22 protein-coding genes and 1 other RNA gene are annotated in these 17,191 nt (G+C 64.5%); 11 read left to right on the top strand and 12 right to left on the bottom strand.

The genetic code is table 11. From position 1 onward, the window contains the following. Positions 1-71 precede the first annotated feature (71 nt). From NNX35_RS03980 to NNX35_RS03950, 7 genes are all read left to right on the top strand, one after another. On the top strand, positions 72-626 hold the full coding sequence (locus NNX35_RS03980) for a hypothetical protein (protein WP_255867039.1): 555 nt from the start codon (positions 72-74) through the stop codon (positions 624-626). Between the two features lie 156 nt (positions 627-782). Then, positions 783-1,070: a hypothetical protein gene (locus NNX35_RS03975; RefSeq protein WP_255862411.1), complete on the top strand. Its 288-nt coding sequence runs from the start codon at positions 783-785 to the stop codon at positions 1,068-1,070. Positions 1,071-1,195: 125 nt separating this feature from the next. After that, positions 1,196-1,336, top strand: coding sequence for a hypothetical protein (locus NNX35_RS03970; RefSeq protein ID WP_255862412.1), 141 nt, complete (start codon positions 1,196-1,198; stop codon positions 1,334-1,336). 206 nt (positions 1,337-1,542) lie between these two features. Beyond that, the gene (locus tag NNX35_RS03965; RefSeq protein WP_255765228.1) at positions 1,543-1,719 is read left to right on the top strand and encodes a hypothetical protein; all 177 of its coding nucleotides are present in this window, start codon (positions 1,543-1,545) and stop codon (positions 1,717-1,719) included. 24 nt (positions 1,720-1,743) lie between these two features. After that, positions 1,744-2,289 (top strand): GNAT family N-acetyltransferase, encoded by a 546-nt coding sequence (locus tag NNX35_RS03960; RefSeq protein ID WP_255862413.1) that lies wholly within the window; start codon positions 1,744-1,746, stop codon positions 2,287-2,289. A gap of 25 nt (positions 2,290-2,314) precedes the next feature. Further along, positions 2,315-3,244 (top strand): ABC transporter ATP-binding protein, encoded by a 930-nt coding sequence (locus NNX35_RS03955; RefSeq protein WP_255867038.1) that lies wholly within the window; start codon positions 2,315-2,317, stop codon positions 3,242-3,244. Further along, positions 3,241-4,116, top strand: coding sequence for an ABC transporter permease (locus tag NNX35_RS03950; protein WP_255867037.1), 876 nt, complete (start codon positions 3,241-3,243; stop codon positions 4,114-4,116). The genes NNX35_RS03955 and NNX35_RS03950 overlap by 4 nt, the downstream gene beginning before the upstream one ends. A 15-nt stretch (positions 4,117-4,131) precedes the next feature. Here the strand turns inward: NNX35_RS03950 and NNX35_RS03945 are convergent, their stop codons facing one another. From NNX35_RS03945 to NNX35_RS03935, 3 genes are read right to left on the bottom strand one after another with little or no spacing between them, the layout of a single operon-like run. Then, on the bottom strand, positions 4,132-4,689 hold the full coding sequence (locus NNX35_RS03945) for a GNAT family N-acetyltransferase (protein ID WP_255867036.1): 558 nt from the start codon (positions 4,687-4,689) through the stop codon (positions 4,132-4,134). Further along, entirely contained in the window at positions 4,686-5,147 is a 462-nt protein-coding gene (locus NNX35_RS03940) for a hypothetical protein (RefSeq protein WP_255867035.1), read from the bottom strand. The genes NNX35_RS03945 and NNX35_RS03940 overlap by 4 nt, the downstream gene beginning before the upstream one ends. A 24-nt stretch (positions 5,148-5,171) precedes the next feature. Next, a complete protein-coding gene (locus tag NNX35_RS03935) occupies positions 5,172-5,696 on the bottom strand; it encodes a GNAT family N-acetyltransferase (RefSeq protein WP_255765222.1) in 525 nt (174 codons plus the stop codon). Between the two features lie 106 nt (positions 5,697-5,802). Between NNX35_RS03935 and trxB the strand changes: the two genes are divergently transcribed. Further along, positions 5,803-6,780, top strand: a complete 978-nt coding sequence (gene trxB, locus NNX35_RS03930; protein WP_255862419.1) for a thioredoxin-disulfide reductase — start codon at positions 5,803-5,805, stop codon at positions 6,778-6,780. A 2-nt stretch (positions 6,781-6,782) separates the two neighbouring features. Here trxB and NNX35_RS03925 read toward each other — a convergent pair whose 3' ends face one another. The 7 genes from NNX35_RS03925 to NNX35_RS03895 form a co-directional block, all read right to left on the bottom strand. Further along, positions 6,783-8,039, bottom strand: a complete 1,257-nt coding sequence (locus NNX35_RS03925) for an Nramp family divalent metal transporter (RefSeq protein ID WP_255862420.1) — start codon at positions 8,037-8,039, stop codon at positions 6,783-6,785. Positions 8,040-8,200: 161 nt separating this feature from the next. Further along, positions 8,201-8,692 (bottom strand): DUF5684 domain-containing protein, encoded by a 492-nt coding sequence (locus tag NNX35_RS03920; RefSeq protein WP_255765219.1) that lies wholly within the window; start codon positions 8,690-8,692, stop codon positions 8,201-8,203. Between the two features lie 61 nt (positions 8,693-8,753). Continuing rightward, entirely contained in the window at positions 8,754-9,116 is a 363-nt protein-coding gene (locus NNX35_RS03915) for a DUF1622 domain-containing protein (RefSeq protein ID WP_255765218.1), read from the bottom strand. 161 nt (positions 9,117-9,277) lie between these two features. After that, a complete protein-coding gene (locus tag NNX35_RS03910; RefSeq protein WP_255867034.1) occupies positions 9,278-9,574 on the bottom strand; it encodes a hypothetical protein in 297 nt (98 codons plus the stop codon). A gap of 62 nt (positions 9,575-9,636) precedes the next feature. Further along, the gene (locus tag NNX35_RS03905; RefSeq protein ID WP_255862422.1) at positions 9,637-10,077 is read right to left on the bottom strand and encodes a hypothetical protein; all 441 of its coding nucleotides are present in this window, start codon (positions 10,075-10,077) and stop codon (positions 9,637-9,639) included. Positions 10,078-10,198: 121 nt separating this feature from the next. Further along, a complete protein-coding gene (locus tag NNX35_RS03900; RefSeq protein ID WP_255867033.1) occupies positions 10,199-11,665 on the bottom strand; it encodes an amino acid permease in 1,467 nt (488 codons plus the stop codon). Between the two features lie 125 nt (positions 11,666-11,790). After that, the gene (locus NNX35_RS03895; protein ID WP_255765214.1) at positions 11,791-13,146 is read right to left on the bottom strand and encodes a GntP family permease; all 1,356 of its coding nucleotides are present in this window, start codon (positions 13,144-13,146) and stop codon (positions 11,791-11,793) included. A 250-nt stretch (positions 13,147-13,396) separates the two neighbouring features. Here NNX35_RS03895 and NNX35_RS03890 point away from each other — a divergent pair, with 250 nt between their 5' ends. Further along, complete coding sequence (locus NNX35_RS03890; RefSeq protein ID WP_255867032.1) at positions 13,397-14,416, top strand: GTP pyrophosphokinase family protein; 1,020 nt, start codon at positions 13,397-13,399, stop codon at positions 14,414-14,416. Positions 14,417-14,435: 19 nt separating this feature from the next. On the opposite strand, the gene NNX35_RS03885 is transcribed toward NNX35_RS03890, so the two are convergent. Both NNX35_RS03885 and NNX35_RS03880 read right to left on the bottom strand, forming a co-directional pair. Next, on the bottom strand, positions 14,436-15,356 hold the full coding sequence (locus NNX35_RS03885; protein ID WP_255867031.1) for an SMP-30/gluconolactonase/LRE family protein: 921 nt from the start codon (positions 15,354-15,356) through the stop codon (positions 14,436-14,438). Between the two features lie 103 nt (positions 15,357-15,459). Then, positions 15,460-16,122 carry a nucleoside/nucleotide kinase family protein gene (locus tag NNX35_RS03880; RefSeq protein WP_255867030.1) on the bottom strand — a complete coding sequence of 221 codons (663 nt, stop codon included), beginning with the start codon at positions 16,120-16,122 and terminating at the stop codon, positions 15,460-15,462. Between the two features lie 249 nt (positions 16,123-16,371). On the opposite strand from NNX35_RS03880, the gene NNX35_RS03875 reads away from it, so the two are divergent. Both NNX35_RS03875 and ssrA read left to right on the top strand, forming a co-directional pair. Next, complete coding sequence (locus NNX35_RS03875) at positions 16,372-16,668, top strand: hypothetical protein (RefSeq protein ID WP_255867028.1); 297 nt, start codon at positions 16,372-16,374, stop codon at positions 16,666-16,668. A 146-nt stretch (positions 16,669-16,814) separates the two neighbouring features. Next, positions 16,815-17,184, top strand: a transfer-messenger RNA (tmRNA) gene (gene ssrA / locus NNX35_RS03870). Positions 17,185-17,191: the final 7 nt, after the last annotated feature.

Below are 17,191 nucleotides of genomic sequence, written 5' to 3'. Positions count from 1 at the left end.
CCGGATCAGGTTCCCCAAATAACTTCCCAAACTTCCTAGATAACTGCGCGATTAGGCAGTACATTAGAGGTATGACAACTTCCCCTGAAGCCCAGCGCAACGAAGCTAAGAAGACGTTGGGTCGTCTTGTGACCGCTGGTTACAAGGCGAAGGGTGATACACGGCAGTCCGCTGCTAAGGACGTGGGTATGTCGTCCAGGTCGTTGTATGCGATTGAAGTTGGGGATTCTGCGCCGCGGCGTGGAACTCAGCGTGCGTTGGAGGATTATCTGGGCTGGCGGCGCGATTCCATTACGGACTTGTTGAGCCTGGGTCCCGGTGTGGATATTGAGCGGGTGACGCTTGGCTCGATGAAGGCTGCGGCGGAGTGGTTGGCTGAATCGCCGGCGGATGTGGATGGGACGGCTAAGCGGATCCAGGAGGATGCGAAGGCTTTGTCTAATCGTTTGCGGGAGCGTGATCGGACGATCGAGTCGTTGGAGGCTGAGCTCAAGCAGGAGCGCGAGCGGACGGACAAACTACAGGCGGACCTGCACGCGGCTGTCGAAGCGTTGCGGGTCGAGCAGAAACGTAGCGAGGCCCTAGCTAATGGGTATGGTTTGGCCGCGGACGATTCCCCCAATTAGGGTGCGGAGATCCGGAACATGTTGGTTGAGGTTTGCCGAGGGTAACCGGAATGTCGGTGGACCACAGGAAAACCCCCGGGAAACCGGGGGTTTTTGCTTTGTCCGGAGCGGTCCTTCCGTGACGGGGCGTCCCGGAGGGACCGATAGAGTTGGTTCATGAACAACTTCAAGCAGAGTGCAGCGCTCATCTCCTGGGGCGGCGCGATTCTGCTCCTCGGTGCCCTCTTTATCCTCTTTTCGGCCATGGATGTCCTGATGTCATCAGGTGCTTATTCCGATTCGCATAACAGCGTGATGTTCCTGTATCTGGGTGTGGTCGTCGCCATCGCAGGTGTTTCGATGCTCCTCGTAGGCATTCACCGCGTAGTTTCCTCCTTGGGTGTGCCAGGAAATCCCGCCGTGCAGGATCAGCCCGTGCCTAACGAGCCGGCAAACCTCGCCTAGCCGCATTTCCCGGTGACCGGGCGTTCCGCGGCGGAGACCGGTGCCGGGCCATCAGCAGGCCAGGGGTGTTAGACACAACACGCTTCATGCGGGCAGGGGACCCGTACCGCGCCTAGGCTGAAAGCATGAAAGTCACTGGCATCATGCGTCCTATCGAAACCCGGGAATTGGAAGCCGAGGGGGAGGGATTCCTCGAAGCCCGGGAAGCACTCCAGGCCCAGGTTCCGGAAGGCTGGCAATTGATTATGGTAACCACTCATCAGTAAGGGTTGAATTAGCGGTACCGGAAGTCCCTAATATAATTCTTTAGCGATACCGGGAGTCCCTTTTATCTTGAAATACTCCTGAAAAACCGCGGATTGCCGCAGGATCGCGGCACCCACTCGGTCCGTCAATAGCGGAATAAAAGAACGGTGCCGGAAATGTTTGATTTACCGGTGACATAATCCGGGGTGCGTGTCATGATTTGCCAATGCCGACCCGTGAAGAAATAGAAGCAGCACGTACTCCTGCAGGTGGTTTCACCAAACAGCAGCTTGAGTTGTGGGGTATCTCCTGGCCGCCCCCGCGCGGCTGGCGCCTCCGCCTCGAAGAAGAAGCCGAAAAGTCCGCCCTGACCGGAAGCCAGGACCGGATCGGCGCGCTCTAGAACCCCGCACGCTACACTTCCCGCATGTCCACCACCTTCCGCAGGATGACCCCTGACGACGCCAGTGCGGTCACTGCCTTCCTGGCCTCAAACCGGTTCCCCTTCCATGTGAATACGGCGCCCGACGAGTTCCAGGCGAACAAGCGGGTGGCGGAGGGGCACTTCTGGAGCAAGGAATCCCAGGGGTACTGGGTGCAGCACGGCGGCAAAGACATTGGGCTGGTGGTCCTGGAGGACCTTGAGGACGACAACCCTGTCTTTGACCTTCGCCTGGCGGAAAGCCAGCGCGGCCGCGGACTGGGCGTGGAGGTGGTTCGGGCCTTGTGTCGGCTGGCCTTCACCGAATTGCCGGATATTGTCCGGTTTGAAGGCCAGACACGGGAAGACAACATTGCCATGCGTAAAACGTTCCTGCGGGCAGGGTTCGTCAAAGAGGCCCACTACCGGCAGGCGTGGCCGACGGCGGACGGCACCCGGCTTGCCTCCGTGGCCTATGCGATACTTCGCTCGGACTGGGAAAACAACACGGTGACTCCACTGGAATTCGACGACCTGCTCCTGGATGCATAGAACCGCAAAAAGCTAGGGGAGCCAATTGGGAACTACGGATGCCGCAATCTCCGTTCGGGGATTGACCAAACGCTTCGGCCGGGTGGCGGCTGTGGACGATTTGTCCTTTGACGTGGAGCCAGGGAGCGTTTTCGCCTTCCTGGGTGCCAACGGTGCGGGGAAGTCCACCACCATTTCCTGCCTGACCACTGTCCTGCCGTTCGACGCCGGCACTGTCGAGGTAGCCGGGCACGACGTCCGCGGCAGCGGCGGCGGCGTCCGTGAAGCCATTGGGGTGGTGTTCCAGGATTCGATGCTGGATCCGATCCTCACCGGCCGGGAAAACCTTCAAACCCGGGCACGGTTCTATTCACCCGACAAAGCGGCCAATAATGCCCGCATTGATGAGCTGGGCCGGATGGTCGGCCTGGGGGAATTCCTCGACCGGCGCTATGCCACCTATTCCGGCGGAGAACGACGCCGCGTGGACATCGCCCGGGCGCTGCTGCACTCGCCGTCGATCATCTTCCTGGACGAACCCACCGCCGGCCTGGATCCGGCCAGCCGTGCCCTCGTCTGGTCCACCATCCACGACCTGCGGGAAAACCACGGCCTCACCGTTTTCCTGACTACCCATTACATGGAGGAAACCGAGGAAGCGGACCGGGTCTGCGTGATTGAGAAGGGGCAGATCATTGCCGACGGCAGGCCCACCACGCTGCGCGCCGAATACAGCAGCAGCATCCTCTCCATCACCTCCTCCGACCCGCAGGCGCTGACGTCCCTGGCCCGCGACGCCGGGGTCGATGTCGCCGGGGTGGACGGCAACGTGCTGCGGCTGCGGGTAGACCGCTCCGATACCGCCCGCCGTCTCCTCGCGGCGCACGGCGACAGCGTCCTGGACTTCGAATTCCGCCACGGGACCATGGACGACGTCTTCCTGGCCCTGACCGGCCGGCAGGGGGAAGCAGGATGAACGTAGTCCTGGACATCACCGGCCGGAACCTACGCCTGTACTTCCGTGACCGGCTCAACCTGTTCTTTTCCCTCCTCGGCGCACTGGTCCTGTTCCTGCTCTACACCCTGTTCCTGGGCAACCAGCAGACCGAAGGCCTGGCGGAAATGTTTCCGCAGGCCGCCGAGGAGGACATCAAGGGTTTTGTGGACGCGTGGATGTTCGCCGGGATCGTGGGTATCACCGCAATCACCACGGGGCTCGCCGCCGTGAACGTGATCGTGGATGACACCGCCAGCGGGCGTTTCCGGGACTTCCTGGTGTCCCCGATCAGCCGCGGGCAGCTGGTCCTGGGGTATCTGCTCTCCACCGTCGCGATCGCGCTGATCATGACCACAGTGGTGCTGGCCGTGAGCCTGGGATACCTGGCCGCGGTGGACGGCGTGGTGCTCACGGCGGGCCGGCTGGCCCGCACCTACGGTTACCTGGTGCTCAGCTGCATCGCGTTCGGATCATTGAGCGCCTTCATCGTCACCTTCGTCCGTACCCCGGGTTCTTTCGCGGCACTGTCCACACTGGTAGGCACCATCCTCGGCTTCGCTGCCGGCTCCTACATTCCGGTGGGGGCTTTTCCCGAGGGTATAAAAAACTTCGTCAGCGCGCTGCCCTTTATGCAGGCCTCCATGGTGGTGCGCCAGGAAATGACCGCCGGACCCATGGACGCCGTGACGGACCAGCCCGAAGCGGTGGCCGCGGTGCAGGACATTTTCGGCATTACTGCACAGGTGGGGGACTGGTCAGTGCCCACCGGCTACGTTGTGGCTGTACTCGCGGCCATGGTGGTGGTCTTCGTCCTGCTGGCGGCGCTGCGGATCCGTTCCCGTATCCGCTGAGCGCCAGGTTGAGCGTCAGGGGCGGGCGTCGTCGGCAAGGACGGCCATCGAGATCGCGTCCACCCATTCCCCGTCCCAGTGCAGCGCTTCTCGGCGCCGGCCCTCCACCACAAACCCGCACTTTTCATACACATGCCGTGCCCGCGGGTTGAACTCGAAGACCTCCAGTTCAATCCGGTGCAGTCCGAGGTCGTCAAAGGCATGGCCCAGCACCGCGCGGGTGGCTTCCGTGCCGTAGCCCTGTCCGAAGACCTTCGGGGAGGACAAAGCGATGCGGAACCCTATCGACTCGTTGTCCGGGTCCAGGTCATTCAGCACTACCTCGCCCACATAAACACCGTCCTCGGCCCGGATTATTGCCCAGTCCGCCCGGTCTGCTTCACCGGCGCGGGTCTGCAGCCAGCTCCGGATCTGCTCCGGAGTGAAAACCGCGTGGGTGCCGGTCAGCCTGCGGCCCTCCGGATCCTGCAGTGCCGCCCACGCGCCGTCGAAGTGCTCCGGTCCCAGCGGCTCGAGCCGCAGGCGGTTCGTGGTGAGCGTGGATTGCTGCGCGAAGAGGTTCCCGGCAATCATGCGGCGGTCCCGGTACCGGCTGCCGCTTCGATGCGGGTGCCCAGGTTCTGCAGGCCGGAGCGGATCATGGCACCGTAGCCTTCGCTCCCGAGCTCCTCGGCAAGGGCCAGGCCCTGTTCCAGATGGCCGCGCGCACGCCCGGGCTCGCCGCGCCGCAGGTAGCCGTCCCCGAGATTCAAATGCAGCGAAGGAGCGAAACCTCCCGCCGACGGGATGCCCAACGGTGCAAGATCTTCGTTGCTGACCCCGGCATGTTCCGCAAGGGCGGCCTCGTCCCATGAGATCTCCGCGTCGAGGTCCGTTTCCGTGTCCGCGAGGTAGTGCGCCAGGACGCATCGATAGGCGTGCTGGTCCGGCACCGTATCCTCCCAGCACGCCAGCAGTGCCTGCTGTCCTGCGGCCGTGTCTCCGCCCAGAGCCACCGTGACGGCGGCCGTGATCTCTGTCCAGGTTGTCATTCGAGCGATCCTAGCGGACCGGCGTCAGTTGCCTCCCGCCGGGAGTTCATAAACGATCTCCAGCCCGTCCTCGTCATCCCATTGCTCACCTGTGGCCACGAACCCGTACTGTTCCACCAGCCGCCGGGAGGCACCGTTATCCGGGCTGATGGTTGCCCGAACGGTACGGATCGAAGGTTCCCCGGCAGCCACGGCAAGCAGCGCCTCCAGCGCGGCACGGGCGTAGCCCTGCCGCCGGTAGGCCGGGTCCACCGAGTACCCGACTTCCACCATGCCGTTGCCGTCCGGAGGGCCGTGGAACCCGGCCAGGCCCACCGCCCGGCCCAGTCCGGGGTCAAAGATGGCGCGGGTAATCCAGGCCGCGTCCCCGGGATTCTCTTCCAGCTGCGCGCTCCGGATACGCCACAGCGGCTGCCGGTCCTGGGAAAAGTGCTCGGTAAGCTCCAGAGGCGCCTGCCGGTTGGCGCCGGGCAGGTCACCGGCGGCAAGCGCATCAATCACGCCGCGGGGAAGCTGGATCAGTTCAATGGGTTTGAGTGCCGCTGCCACTACTGGCTCCTTTGCCGATTCCGGCACCGCTTAATGCGCCCGGGCTACCGACCCTAGCCTCCTCCCCGACAGACTTGAAGGACCGCTGCAGCGAAGGGAAGAGCAGATGGGTACAGATTCCGTCCTGATCATCGGGTCCGGTCCGGCCGGTTACACCGCAGGGATCTACGCCGCCCGGGCCGGATTGAAACCCCGCATCCTCGCGGGCTCCGTCACCGCCGGCGGCGCCCTGATGAACACCACGGAGGTGGAGAACTTTCCGGGTTTTCCCGACGGTATCCTCGGGCCCGACCTGATGGAGAACCTGCGCAGGCAGGCGGAGAAATTCGGCGCCCTGGTGGAGTACGACGACGCCGTGTCAGTGGAGCTGGGTGCCCACACCAAGCGGGTGGCCACAGGCAGCGGGGAAACCTACAAGGCCCGCAGCGTCATCCTCGCCACCGGCTCCGTCTACAAGGAGCTGGGGCTGCCGGAGGAAAAACAGCTCAACGGCCGGGGCATTTCCTGGTGCGCCACCTGCGACGGCTTTTTCTTCCGCAACCAGGACATCGTGGTGGTCGGCGGCGGGGATTCAGCCATGGAAGAGGCGCTGTTCCTGACCCGTTTCGCGGCGTCGGTGACCGTCGTCGTACGCCGGGACACGCTGCGTGCCTCCCGCATCATGGCCCAGCGGGCCCGGGACCACGCGAAGATCCACTTTGAGTTCAACAGCGAGGTCACTGCGATCCACGGGACGGACAAGGTCACGGGCATGACCCTTACGGACACCGTCACCGGCGCCACGCGGAATCTGCCGGCGCAGGGGGTTTTTGTCGCCATTGGCCATGCCCCGCGTACCGATCTCCTGGCGGGACAAGTGGATCTGGATCCGGAGGGGTACATCAGGGTCGCGGCTCCGAGCACGCAGACCAACCTGGACGGGGTCTTCGCGTGCGGCGACGCCGTGGACCACCGCTACCGGCAGGCGATTACCGCTGCGGGCACCGGCTGCTCCGCTGCGCTGGACGCGGAGCGGTATCTCGCGGCTCAGGCGGATGCCGACAGCATCGCCACCGCACTGGTGGAGGGGTCGCTGAACGGCTAGCCTCAGGCGCCGGTGAAGGTCAGTACCAGCAGGGTGACGTTCAGCCCAACGAGCAGCACCGAAACCAGCACGCCCAGGCCCGTGGTCCACCAATGGTTGCGGTGGCTCCCCATCAGGTCCCGCTGCGCAGTCAGCCAGACCAGCGGAATCAAAGCGAACGGAATGCCGAAGGACAGGATCACCTGGCTGAGGATCAGGGCCCAGGTGGGATCGATGCCGACGGCGAGGATCGCCAGCGCGGGGAGCAGGGTAATCAGGCGGCGCAGCAGCATGGGGATGCGCACCTTCAGCAGGCCCTGCATGATTTCGGCACCCGCATACGCGCCCACCGACGTCGAGGCCAGGCCGGATGCGAGCAGTCCTACAGCGAACAGGGTGGCCACCACCGAGCCCAGCGAGGCGGCAATGGCGGCATGGGCGCCCTCGAGGGTATCGGTCCCTTCCACACCCTGCAGCGAACCGGCGGCGAGCAGCAGGATGGCCAGGTTCACCGAGCCCGCCACGGCCAGGGCAATGGTCACGTCCCATTTGGTGGCCTTGATCAGCCGGGTGGTGGTGAGGGAAGCGGTGCGTCCGGGGAAGCGGTCCCGGGTCAGGGCGGAGTGCGCATAAATGGCGTGCGGCATCACGGTCGCGCCCAGGATGGATGCAGCGAGGAGCACCGATTCGCTGCCTTCGAAGCGAGGCACCAGGCCTTCGACCACGGAGCCGCCGTCGGGCGGGTTGAGGAAGACGCCGGCCGTGAAGCCGACGGCGATCACCAGCATCAGCGTGACGATGACGTACTCGAAGCTCCGGTGCCGGCCGCTGTTCTGCAACTGCAGCACCACCATGGAGATGGCGCCGGTAATGATGCCGCCCAGGAACAGCGGAAGATCAAAGAGCAGCCAGAGCGCGACGGCGCCGCCGATCACCTCCGCGACATCAGTGGCCATCGCGACGAGTTCAGCCTGCAGCCAGTACAGCCGCCGGGCAGGTCTGAGTCCGATGCGTTCCCCGAGGAGTTCGGGCAGGCTGCGGCCGGTGACCAGGCCCAGCTTGGCCGAGAGGTACTGGATCAGCCACGCCATCACGTTGCCCGTCACCACCACCCAGACCAGTAGGTAGCCGAACTTCGCCCCTGCAGTCATGTTGCTGGCAACGTTGCCGGGATCCAGGTAGGCGACCCCGGCTACCAGTGCGGGGCCAAGCAGCCACAGGATATGGCGGGGGCGCGTTGCGGGGCGCGGGGTGTCGGGGAGCTGGACGGTACGGGCCATGACAGCAACCTAACACCTTAAGTTCGGCGTGCCTAACAATTCTTCGGGGGAAGCCTGAGCAGCGGTGAAATCCCGTGTCCCGCCGACTGGTGCCGGTGCAAAGCGCAAAGAAAAGGCGCGCATCCCCGGGGGATGCGCGCCTTGTACGGGCGGGGTGTGGGTTAGTGTCCGGCCGGCGCGTAAGCGGGCTGGTTCGGGTTCTTGGCCAGGTCGAAGGGACCCTTGCTGGCCTGCGGACCGAAGTACCGGGCGGAGCCGTAGGAAAGGTAGAAGTACACAAAGACGCCGAAGAGAATGATCAAGACGGCAATCAGGACGCCCTGGCCGAACACCTTCGCAAGGTTGATCGCCAGGAGCACGGCTGCCACGATGTTCAGGACCGGGACCAGCATGGCCAGGAACCACCAGCCGGACATGCCGGCGATGCGGAAAAGCACCACCTGGGCGTAGACGGGGACAAAAGCCTCCCAGGGCTTGCGGCCGGCCTTCTTGAACATGCCCATCATGGCCAACCCACCGACAACGATGCCGATGATGCCGAACACGAGCATGGAGCCAACGAGGGCGCCGGCCCCAATGGTTGTTTCCTGCGTAGTTGTGCTGAATTCGGAGGCAGAAAGAACAGACGGAAGAATCGAGACTGGATTGATCATGCCGAGAACGATATTTGGTCGAGTGCTTATGTCAAGGCCCGGGACCGTGTTTATTGAACCGTTATTCGTTCTTGTTCTTAAGTTCTCCCACCGGCCGCTTCCACGGCAGGGAACCGGTGACTTCCAGCTGCAGCGAATAACTTAAAAACGTGCGGATAAGCACGATTATGGCAAGTATTCCCACCGACTCGAAGGTAGGGGTCACAGCCACCGTGCGGATAATGTCTGCAGCCACCAATAACTCCAGTCCGAGCAGAATGCTTCGCCCCAGCCGCTGCCGGTATTCCTCATAGACCGGGCCGCGCCGGCGCATCGCAGCGGCGGCAGCAGCGATGGTGGCGGCCACGGCACCCAGGACGATGGCGGCTACTCCCGCCAGGTCCATCAATTCCCCCACGGATTCGATCAAATGCTGAAAGTCCATGCGTCAACGTCCTGCCGCAAACACCGCCGGAACAGAGTTCCGTGTGCGGCGTAACCGCCGCACCCTTCCATCAGTCCCTTTCTGCAGTGAGGGGTCAAGAGGGCACCGGCAGCGCAGCGCTGCTTCCACGCGAATCCAGGGCCGGGCGAATCCGGGGAGGGTCAGGCGGCGGCGGGGGAGGACTGGTAGTAGAACCGGAAATCGTCGTAAGGGTCGCGCCAGGCGGAATCGTCCCGGGCAATCCGGCGCACAGTGGAAGCCGGAGTCCACCGGTTATGGGCCTGGCCGTCGTCGTCAATCCAGTGCAGGAGGACCTCCGTGCGTGTCCAGGCCACGGCCTTTCCATCAACGCTGCCGTTTCCGGTCCGGCAGCGGACGTAGGGTTCCCGGCGGTAGCGGGCGTGGGTGACAGGGCCGGCGGGGGCGGAGGGCATCCGGGTGCCCAGTGAGGAAGTCATGACCTCCACAATGGCAACCGCCTCTGACATTCCTGCCGTTGGGGCTGCCTCGCCGGTGCAGGCTAGGAAGCGCGGTCCCGCCATTTGGCGGCGGCACGGCTGGTGAGGGCAGCGCCACGGACCGCGGCACGGCTGGTCAGGGCGGCACCGTGGACGGCGGCGCGGCGGGGCATCATCCGGATTACGGGCGCCAGGCCGTTGCCGTGTGCCTCCCCGGCCTGCGGTGCAGCAGATGGTGCTGCGTGTCCCTTCGGCCGGTTGAGCACGAGGTACGCAATACAGATCGGGAGGAAAAGCAGCGAAATGAGCGTGAGCGTGCTGAGGGCAAACACGGCAAGAGCAGCATGTATGGGTGAACCGAAAAGGGCGGCGACAAAGTCCGCGGCGCCAAAAAGCATCCATAGCCAGAAAGCCGCAATCAGTACGAGCCCGCTGCGGGCACGGCGGAAAAGCATGGTGGACCGCCTCGGTGCAGAAGGCATGGCCTGAGACTGACTGCCCATTCGGTTATTCTCCCCAACTGAGGGTCCATTTTTTCGGAACCCCTAAGGCAGATAATAGCCGCTATTTATTGAATTGGAAGGAAGGATGCCGCGCCTCGTCCTGTGTTGGCAGCTCCTGCAGTCAGTTTTCCGGCCGGGGATTCATCTTGAGGCTCCGATGCCGCGGACTGTTTGGATTCAGCAGGGAATGCCTGTACCCGTAGAACGCGTAAACCAGTACCCCGATGACCAGCCAAATACCGAAACGCAGCCAGGTTTCCCAGTGCAGCTGCAGCATCAGGAACCCCGAGGCGAGGACGCCGAACGCCGGTATCCACGGCATCAGCGGGAGCCGGAATTCCCGCGGGGCGTCCGGCTGACGGTAGCGCAGCACAATCACTGCCACGCAAACCACCACGAACGCGGCCAGGATGCCGATGTTGGTCAGATCTGCCACGGCACGAATGGGGAAGAATCCGGCCAGCAAAGCCGAGGTGCCGCCGGCGATCCAGGTCACCCGCTGCGGCGTGCCCCGCTTGTCCGTTCCGGCGAACCAGCCCGGAAGCAGCCCGTCCCGGCTCATGGCGAACCACACCCGGGTCACGCCGAGCAGGAACGTAAGCATCACGGTAAGGATGGACAGCACAGCGAAGGCTGAAATGACGGTGGCAATGACGGGCAGCCCGACGGATTGGAACGCGGAGGCGAAACCGGCGGTCGGGCTGATGTCCCGGTAATTCTGCATTCCGGTCAGTACCAGCGTGGCGAGGATGTACAGGACCATCGCGATGGCCAGGGAGAGCAGGATGGCTTTGGGCATGTGTTTCTTGCCGTCCGTGGCTTCCTCGGCGGCGGTGCTCATGGCGTCGTAGCCGAAGACGGCAAAGAAGACGGTGGCTGCCCCGGTGAACACCGCCCCGAAACCGCTGGGCAGGAACGGGGTGTAGTTGTCCGCGTTGATGTAGAAGAACCCCAGTCCCACGATGAACACGATGAGCAGGACTTTCAGGCCCACGGCCACCAGTTCAAAGCGTCCGAAGGTCTTGGTGCCGCGGCTGAGGATCCAGGTAATGAACAGGCAGACGACGGCGGCGGGCAGGTTGATCAGCCCGCCCTCCACCGTGTCCCCGGTTCCCTGCATCCAGATGGGCATCTCGATGCCGAAACCGGCGAGGAACTCGGTGAAGTAACCGGAGATGCCGATGGCCACCACTGCCACGATTGCGGTGTATTCCAGCAGCAGGTCCCAGCCGATGAACCACCCGATCAGTTCACCCAGCGCCACGTACCCGTAGGTGTAGGCGGACCCGGCGCGGGGCACCAGTCCGGCGAACTCGGCGTAGGACAGGGCCGCCGCGGCGCTGGCCAGGCCGGCGACCAGGAAGGAGAGCAGCACGGCCGGGCCCACGGGGGCGGCGTCGGGACCGCCGTTGGCCACCAGTCCGGCGAGGGTGAAGATCCCGACGCCGATGATGCCGCCCACGCCGATGGCCGTCAGCTGCCAGAGGCCAAGGCTCTTGAACAGCTTGTTGCCGGTTTTCTCCTCGTCGATTTCCTCAATGGGCTTGCGGCGAAGGACGGAACCGCCGCTGCTGGGGACTGTGGACATGTCTGCTCCCCTCCGCGCCCGGCGGGACCGCCGGAATCAAGGTCTACGGCTTCAGCTACGGCAGAAGTATGGACCTTCATCGGCCGGCGGGGTACCCCGCCGCCTTCCAGCGGTCGCCGAGCGCCTCAGAGCAGGAACAGGCTCAGGACCCAGACCGCTGCGAAACCTGCAATGCCCTGCACGGCAGTGGCCGGTGTCAGCGTGCGGTACGCGGTGGCAGTCGGGATCCGGCTGAACTGGGAGACCACCCAGAAGTACGAGTCGTTGGCGTGTGACACCACCATGGCGCCGGCGCCGATGGCGAGGACCGCGAGGACGGGCCCGGCTCCGCCGGCCAGTCCCAGCGGTTCCAGCAGCGGCAGAAGCATGGCCGACGTTGTCACCATGGCAACGGTGGAGGAACCCTGGGCCGTCTTCAAGGCAGCTGAAATCACGAACGGCACCGCAATGCCCAGACCCAGCGTGGCCAGGTTGTCGGAGAGGAAAGCGGTGATGGAGCTCTTGCCCAGCACCCCGCCGAATGCAGCCCCGGCACTGGTGATCAGCAGGATGGGTGCCGCCAGCACAATCGAGTCCGAGATCTGGGTGTTGAAGGTGCTGAGCCTGCCTTTGCCGCGCAGCAGGAACACCGCCGCCAGCAGGCCGAGCGCAAGTGCGACCACGGGAGTTCCCACGAAGACGGCGGTTGCGGCCAGGCCGCCCTCGCCCATCGGGGCGCCGGGCAGCTTGGCTATCGAGGACAGGCAGATCAGCGTAATCGGCAGCAGGATCGGCAGGAAGGCCATAAAGCCGCTCGGCAGCGTTCCATACTGTGTCCTCAGGTCCTCGTAGCTGACCTCCACCTCTTCGGCCGGAACGGGCAGCAGTTCAATGTCTTTTTTCAGGAACCGGTTGGCGTAGAGCAGGGCGGCACCCGCCGAAACCGCGGCCACCACCAGGCCGAGGCCGATCAGCAGGCCCAGGCTGTCCACCACATTCAGGTTGGAGGCGGCGGCCAGCGGTCCGGGCGTGGGCGGGACCATCGTGTGCGTGGCATACAGACCGGTCATCAACGCTATGGACATGGCGACCAGGGATACCTTGGCCCGTTCAGCCATGGCCTTCTTCAGCGAATTGAGAATGATGTAGCCGGAGTCGCAGAAGACGGGAATAGAGACGATGTAGCCAATGATGCTCATGGTCAGGGTCGGAAACCGCGTCCCCAGGACCTTGATCAACACATCAGCCATGGCGATGGCGCCGCCGGACCGCTCCAGGATTACGCCGATCATCGTGCCGAAAAGAATCACCAGGCCGATGTTGCCCATGGTGTTGCCGAACGCCGTCGTAATTGTCGGGATGATTTCATCAACCGGCAGGCGAAACGCAAACGCGCCGATAAAGGCGGCGGCGAGGAGGGCGAGGAACGGCGAGATTTTGAGCTTTGCAGTGACGGCGACGATGCCGACGACCAGCAGCAGCAATATCAACAGATCAATCATGGTTTCCTAAAAGTGAAAAACTTCGATGTTTATCAACAGGGCAAATCATGGAATCACGGGTTTTCCCGAAGTCCAAAACGCGGTGCAGCCCGCTGCGTAACGCAACGGCGGCTGGGACTGGGCGGCGGCGTCCGTGGTCGCCCTGCACCTCTGCGAACCCTTGCGGGGCTTGGGAGGTCCGCACAGAATTGAGGCAATCGCTCCACGCCGCACACCCGTGTCGGCGGACCGCCGGGGGAACAGGTTGTCAATGGAACTTCTGCCAACGCACAGCATGCGGATCAATGACTGGTTGGGCGACTATGCAATGAACCTGGGCCGCTACCAGGGCGCGGAGGAGGGCATCCACGGTGCAGTCCTTGCCCGGCTGGCCGACGACGGATTGAACTACCACCACATCCAGCACCGGGTGAAGGCCATCGACTCGCTGGGGAAGAAGCTTGAACGGCGGACCGAGGACGGAGCGCCGCGGTATATCAATGGGCTCAATGACATTGATGACCTGATTGGCGTGCGGATCATCCTCTTCCTGGAATCGGATATCCCTGCTGCCATGGAGGCGTTGTCCGGCACCTTTGAAGAACTGGACCACGTGGACAAGTCCGCCGAGCAGAAAATACGCGGCGATTTCGGCTACTCCGGGCAGCACCTCATCCTCCGGGTCCCCGCCGGCAATCCGCCGTCGGGCTGTGAATTGTTCGGCGGGCAGCGGTTCGAAGTGCAGTTCCGCACCATCCTCCAGCACGCCTGGGCCGAGTTCGAGCACGAAATCCGCTACAAAGGCATCGGCCCGGTGCCGCCGGAGGTGAACCGGGCGTTCACGCTCGCGTCCGGACTGATCGAACTGGCGGACCGCGAGTTTGATGCCATCAACCACGTGGTTGCGCTCCAGCGGGTGCGCGGGGAAGCCCGCAGCGCCGGAGCTTCGAGCGGAGATGAACTGACCGCTGCCGCGCTCCGCGAGGTGCTTGAGCAGGAACTGCCGGAACATCCGCGCAGCCGTGCCGACCACTATGACTGGCTGGTGCAGGCGCTGGAAGCCAACACCGTCTATTCACTGGCCGAGGCCACCGCGCTGCTGCGCTCGGCGGACTGGCCGTCCCTGGCGTCCCGGCTGCGGTACCGGTTTCCGCCGGGCCATGTCCGGGCCGCCGATGACTTCCTGCTGGAGCAGTGGGGCCGGGGTTACATCCAGCGCACGGCGCACCTGAGCGATGACGGCACCCGGCGCGGAAAACTGGAATACCGGCTGCGGCGGCTGCTTGCCTGAGCCGCAGCCGCAGCCGTCGTTACCGCTGCGTACGCAGGGCCGCCGCGGCGTCGCTGGCCGTAGTACGGATCCGGTACAGGCTGGTGGTTGCCGTCATATACAGCGTCCGGCCGTCCTGCCCGCCGAAGCAGACGTTGCTGACGGTTTCGGGCACCGGGATGTGTTCGAGCAGCTCGCCGGCCGGTGAAAACACCCGCACGCCGTCGCCGCCGGAGGACCAGATGTTCCCGTCCGTATCCACCCGGAACCCGTCGGGCACACCGGGGGCAACGCGCACGAACACCCGGCCGTTCTTCGCCTGCCGGCCCTCGATGACGTCGTAGGCACGGATCGGGTTGCCCTCGGACTGCGCCGGGCCGTACGGCGAGACGGCCTCTTCGGCGGTGTCGGAAACGTAGAGGACGGACTCGTCCGGGGAGAACGCCAGCCCGTTGGGGGCCATGATGTCGGTGATCACCGCGGTGAGTTCGCCGCTGGCCGGATCAAAGCGGAACACGTACCGGTCTCCGTACTCCAGCTCGCCGGGGTGGCCTTCGGCCGGGTTGTCGATCCCGTAGGAGGGATCCGAGAACCAGATGGTGCCGTCGGACTTCACGACGACGTCGTTGGGCGAGTTGAAGCGGACCTCGCCGAAGCGGTCCACCAGGGTTTCCACGGTGCCGTTGCGGTCCCGTTCCACGGCCCTGCGCCCGTGCGAGCACTGCACCACGGAGCCGTCCGCGTCCAGCGCCCGGCCGTTGGTGAACTCGATGTCGGAGCCGTATACGCTGAGCTCGCCGGTGGTTTCGCTGTACTCCAGGATCCGGTTGGACCGCACGTCGCTGTAGCGCACCGCGTTGCGCTGAGGGACCCAGACGGGACCCTCCGCCCAGACCGCGCCCGTACCCACCTGCTCCAGCGAGGCTCCGTCTTCCAGCAGTGTCGAGGGGCGTGCGTCCATTGCGTTGTCTCCTTCTGAAGGTCCGGCCGGGCCTGCTTTTCGTGCGGGTGGTCTGCGTCCTTTTATACGCGAGGCTGCGGCGCCCGCCCAAAGGCACCCCTCGTCACGTCCAGGCCGGCCGGATGACGACGTCGGCCCGGTGTTTGGACTCCTGGACCAGCTGCGCATTGGGGCCGTCGACGTCCCGGACCCAGGCGGCGGCCGCTTCCGGCGTCTTCCCGAACCGGACATGCCGCTCCACCAGGCGCTGCACGCGTTGGTCTTCGTCGGGCTGGCAGTACCAGACCTCGGTGCACCGGGAGCGGACCTCACGCCATTCCGGGCGGTCCAGCAACAGATAGTTCCCCTCCGTCAGGATCACCTTCGCTGCCGGAAACACCGGAATGTCGCCGGCCAGCGGCTGTTCCAGCGTCCGCTCGAAACCGGGCGCGTAGACCACGGCGGTCCGCGGTGACCGGAGGCGTTCCAGGAGCGCCGCATAGCCGTAGGCGTCGAAGGTTTCCGGGGCGCCCTTGCGCCCCAGCAGCCCGAGACGGGTCAGCTCCCGGTCCGAGAGGTGGAAGCCGTCCATGGGAATGTGGGCAAAGCGCTGCGACTCGACGTCGTCGACGGCGCCGTTCAGCTCGCGGACCAGGGATTCCACGAGGGTGGTCTTTCCTGCTCCGGGGGCACCGGCGACGCCGATGACCACGGTTCCAGCCGAAGCCGAGGCCAGCGCCGAGATCCGGTTTTCCAGCTCCGTGAGTAGGGTTCGGGAATCTGCCACGGTCCTCCGCTCGTGCTCCGCTGTTGGCGGGCACCAGTCTACGACGGCGGCTGTGGTCCCCGCGGGTGCCGTCCCGCGCAGAGGGTCCCACGCTGTGGTGCTGGTGGTACGGGAGTGGTCACACTAGGTGTCAGGCGTACCACCGGCTGGGATCTCGTGCCGTCCGCCGCCCGGTTGGTCCGACGCAGGAAGCGGGCGGCACGGACCCCGGCATAAGCTGGAGGTGTTGCCTATTTCGAGGAGAAAACCTTGTCCCTGCTGACCCCTTTGATCACCTCCGCCGGCCTGATCGGCGGCTACCAGACCGCACGTTCCACCGGTAACCGCCAGCTGGGCGGAGCCGTGCTCGCCGCCGCCGGAGCCGGTGCATTTGCCCTCTGGAAGCGAGACGCCGGAACGGGCACCGCCGCGGCACTGACCGCAGGCTATGTAGCCGCCTTCGGCCTCTCCCATCCGCTCGCCAAGAAGATGGGCGCCTGGCCTGCCGTCTACACCGTCACGGGTGCCGTGGCCGCAGCTTCGCTGATTTTCGGCCGACGCCGCTAGCCGCCTGGCCGGTCCGCGCCTCCTCACATCCCGCACCGCATCAAAAAGGTGCGGCCGAGCGGGAATGATCCGCGGGCCGGCGTCGTTAAAATCTGTGGACGGCCCGGGAGGGTCGCCGCCGGAAACGGTGCTTGGTAACTCAATACGGGGATGATCGGTTTCGACGATGTTTGTTGAGCCAGGGGAAGCGGGCCGAGAACGCAGAGTTATCTCGTTAACGCTCTCTGCAAAACAATAAGTGCCAAACCTATGCGCACTGACTTCGCTCTCGCTGCCTAAGCAGCCGGAGTAGTCCGTCAGCCCGGAGTCGCTCTCGCTCCGGATCCTGGCGTCGTTTAGAGGGCCACTGCCGAACACTCCCGCCGTCGGGGTGTTCGGGACATTTTGACGGCTGGGCCCGGATCAGCCACCTGTATGCAGGATGGCTGGGGCCGAGAAAATCCGACGCATACTGCGCCCGGAGAAGCCCTGACAAAACAACACCGGACGGGGGTTCGATTCCCCCCATCTCCACCATATTTTG

Origin of the sequence: Arthrobacter sp. zg-Y844 (genome assembly GCF_024385465.1) — a bacterium.
In the GTDB taxonomy this organism is placed as follows: domain Bacteria; phylum Actinomycetota; class Actinomycetes; order Actinomycetales; family Micrococcaceae; genus Arthrobacter_B.
This window is presented reverse-complemented; position numbering and strand designations above follow the sequence as displayed.

Coding starts and splice junctions, on each gene's coding strand:
- NNX35_RS03980 (WP_255867039.1), top strand. CDS start 72: ATGACAACTTCCCCTGAAGCCCAGCGCAACGAAGCTAAGAAGACGTTG.
- NNX35_RS03920 (WP_255765219.1), bottom strand. CDS start 8,692: ATGATCAATCCAGTCTCGATTCTTCCGTCTGTTCTTTCTGCCTCCGAA.
- NNX35_RS03975 (WP_255862411.1), top strand. CDS start 783: ATGAACAACTTCAAGCAGAGTGCAGCGCTCATCTCCTGGGGCGGCGCG.
- NNX35_RS03915 (WP_255765218.1), bottom strand. CDS start 9,116: ATGGACTTTCAGCATTTGATCGAATCCGTGGGGGAATTGATGGACCTG.
- NNX35_RS03910 (WP_255867034.1), bottom strand. CDS start 9,574: ATGACTTCCTCACTGGGCACCCGGATGCCCTCCGCCCCCGCCGGCCCT.
- trxB (WP_255862419.1), top strand. CDS start 5,803: ATGGGTACAGATTCCGTCCTGATCATCGGGTCCGGTCCGGCCGGTTAC.
- NNX35_RS03945 (WP_255867036.1), bottom strand. CDS start 4,689: ATGATTGCCGGGAACCTCTTCGCGCAGCAATCCACGCTCACCACGAAC.
- NNX35_RS03965 (WP_255765228.1), top strand. CDS start 1,543: ATGCCGACCCGTGAAGAAATAGAAGCAGCACGTACTCCTGCAGGTGGT.
- NNX35_RS03960 (WP_255862413.1), top strand. CDS start 1,744: ATGTCCACCACCTTCCGCAGGATGACCCCTGACGACGCCAGTGCGGTC.
- NNX35_RS03925 (WP_255862420.1), bottom strand. CDS start 8,039: ATGGCCCGTACCGTCCAGCTCCCCGACACCCCGCGCCCCGCAACGCGC.
- NNX35_RS03940 (WP_255867035.1), bottom strand. CDS start 5,147: ATGACAACCTGGACAGAGATCACGGCCGCCGTCACGGTGGCTCTGGGC.
- NNX35_RS03885 (WP_255867031.1), bottom strand. CDS start 15,356: ATGGACGCACGCCCCTCGACACTGCTGGAAGACGGAGCCTCGCTGGAG.
- NNX35_RS03900 (WP_255867033.1), bottom strand. CDS start 11,665: ATGTCCACAGTCCCCAGCAGCGGCGGTTCCGTCCTTCGCCGCAAGCCC.
- NNX35_RS03905 (WP_255862422.1), bottom strand. CDS start 10,077: ATGGGCAGTCAGTCTCAGGCCATGCCTTCTGCACCGAGGCGGTCCACC.
- NNX35_RS03970 (WP_255862412.1), top strand. CDS start 1,196: ATGAAAGTCACTGGCATCATGCGTCCTATCGAAACCCGGGAATTGGAA.
- NNX35_RS03895 (WP_255765214.1), bottom strand. CDS start 13,146: ATGATTGATCTGTTGATATTGCTGCTGCTGGTCGTCGGCATCGTCGCC.
- NNX35_RS03950 (WP_255867037.1), top strand. CDS start 3,241: ATGAACGTAGTCCTGGACATCACCGGCCGGAACCTACGCCTGTACTTC.
- NNX35_RS03890 (WP_255867032.1), top strand. CDS start 13,397: ATGGAACTTCTGCCAACGCACAGCATGCGGATCAATGACTGGTTGGGC.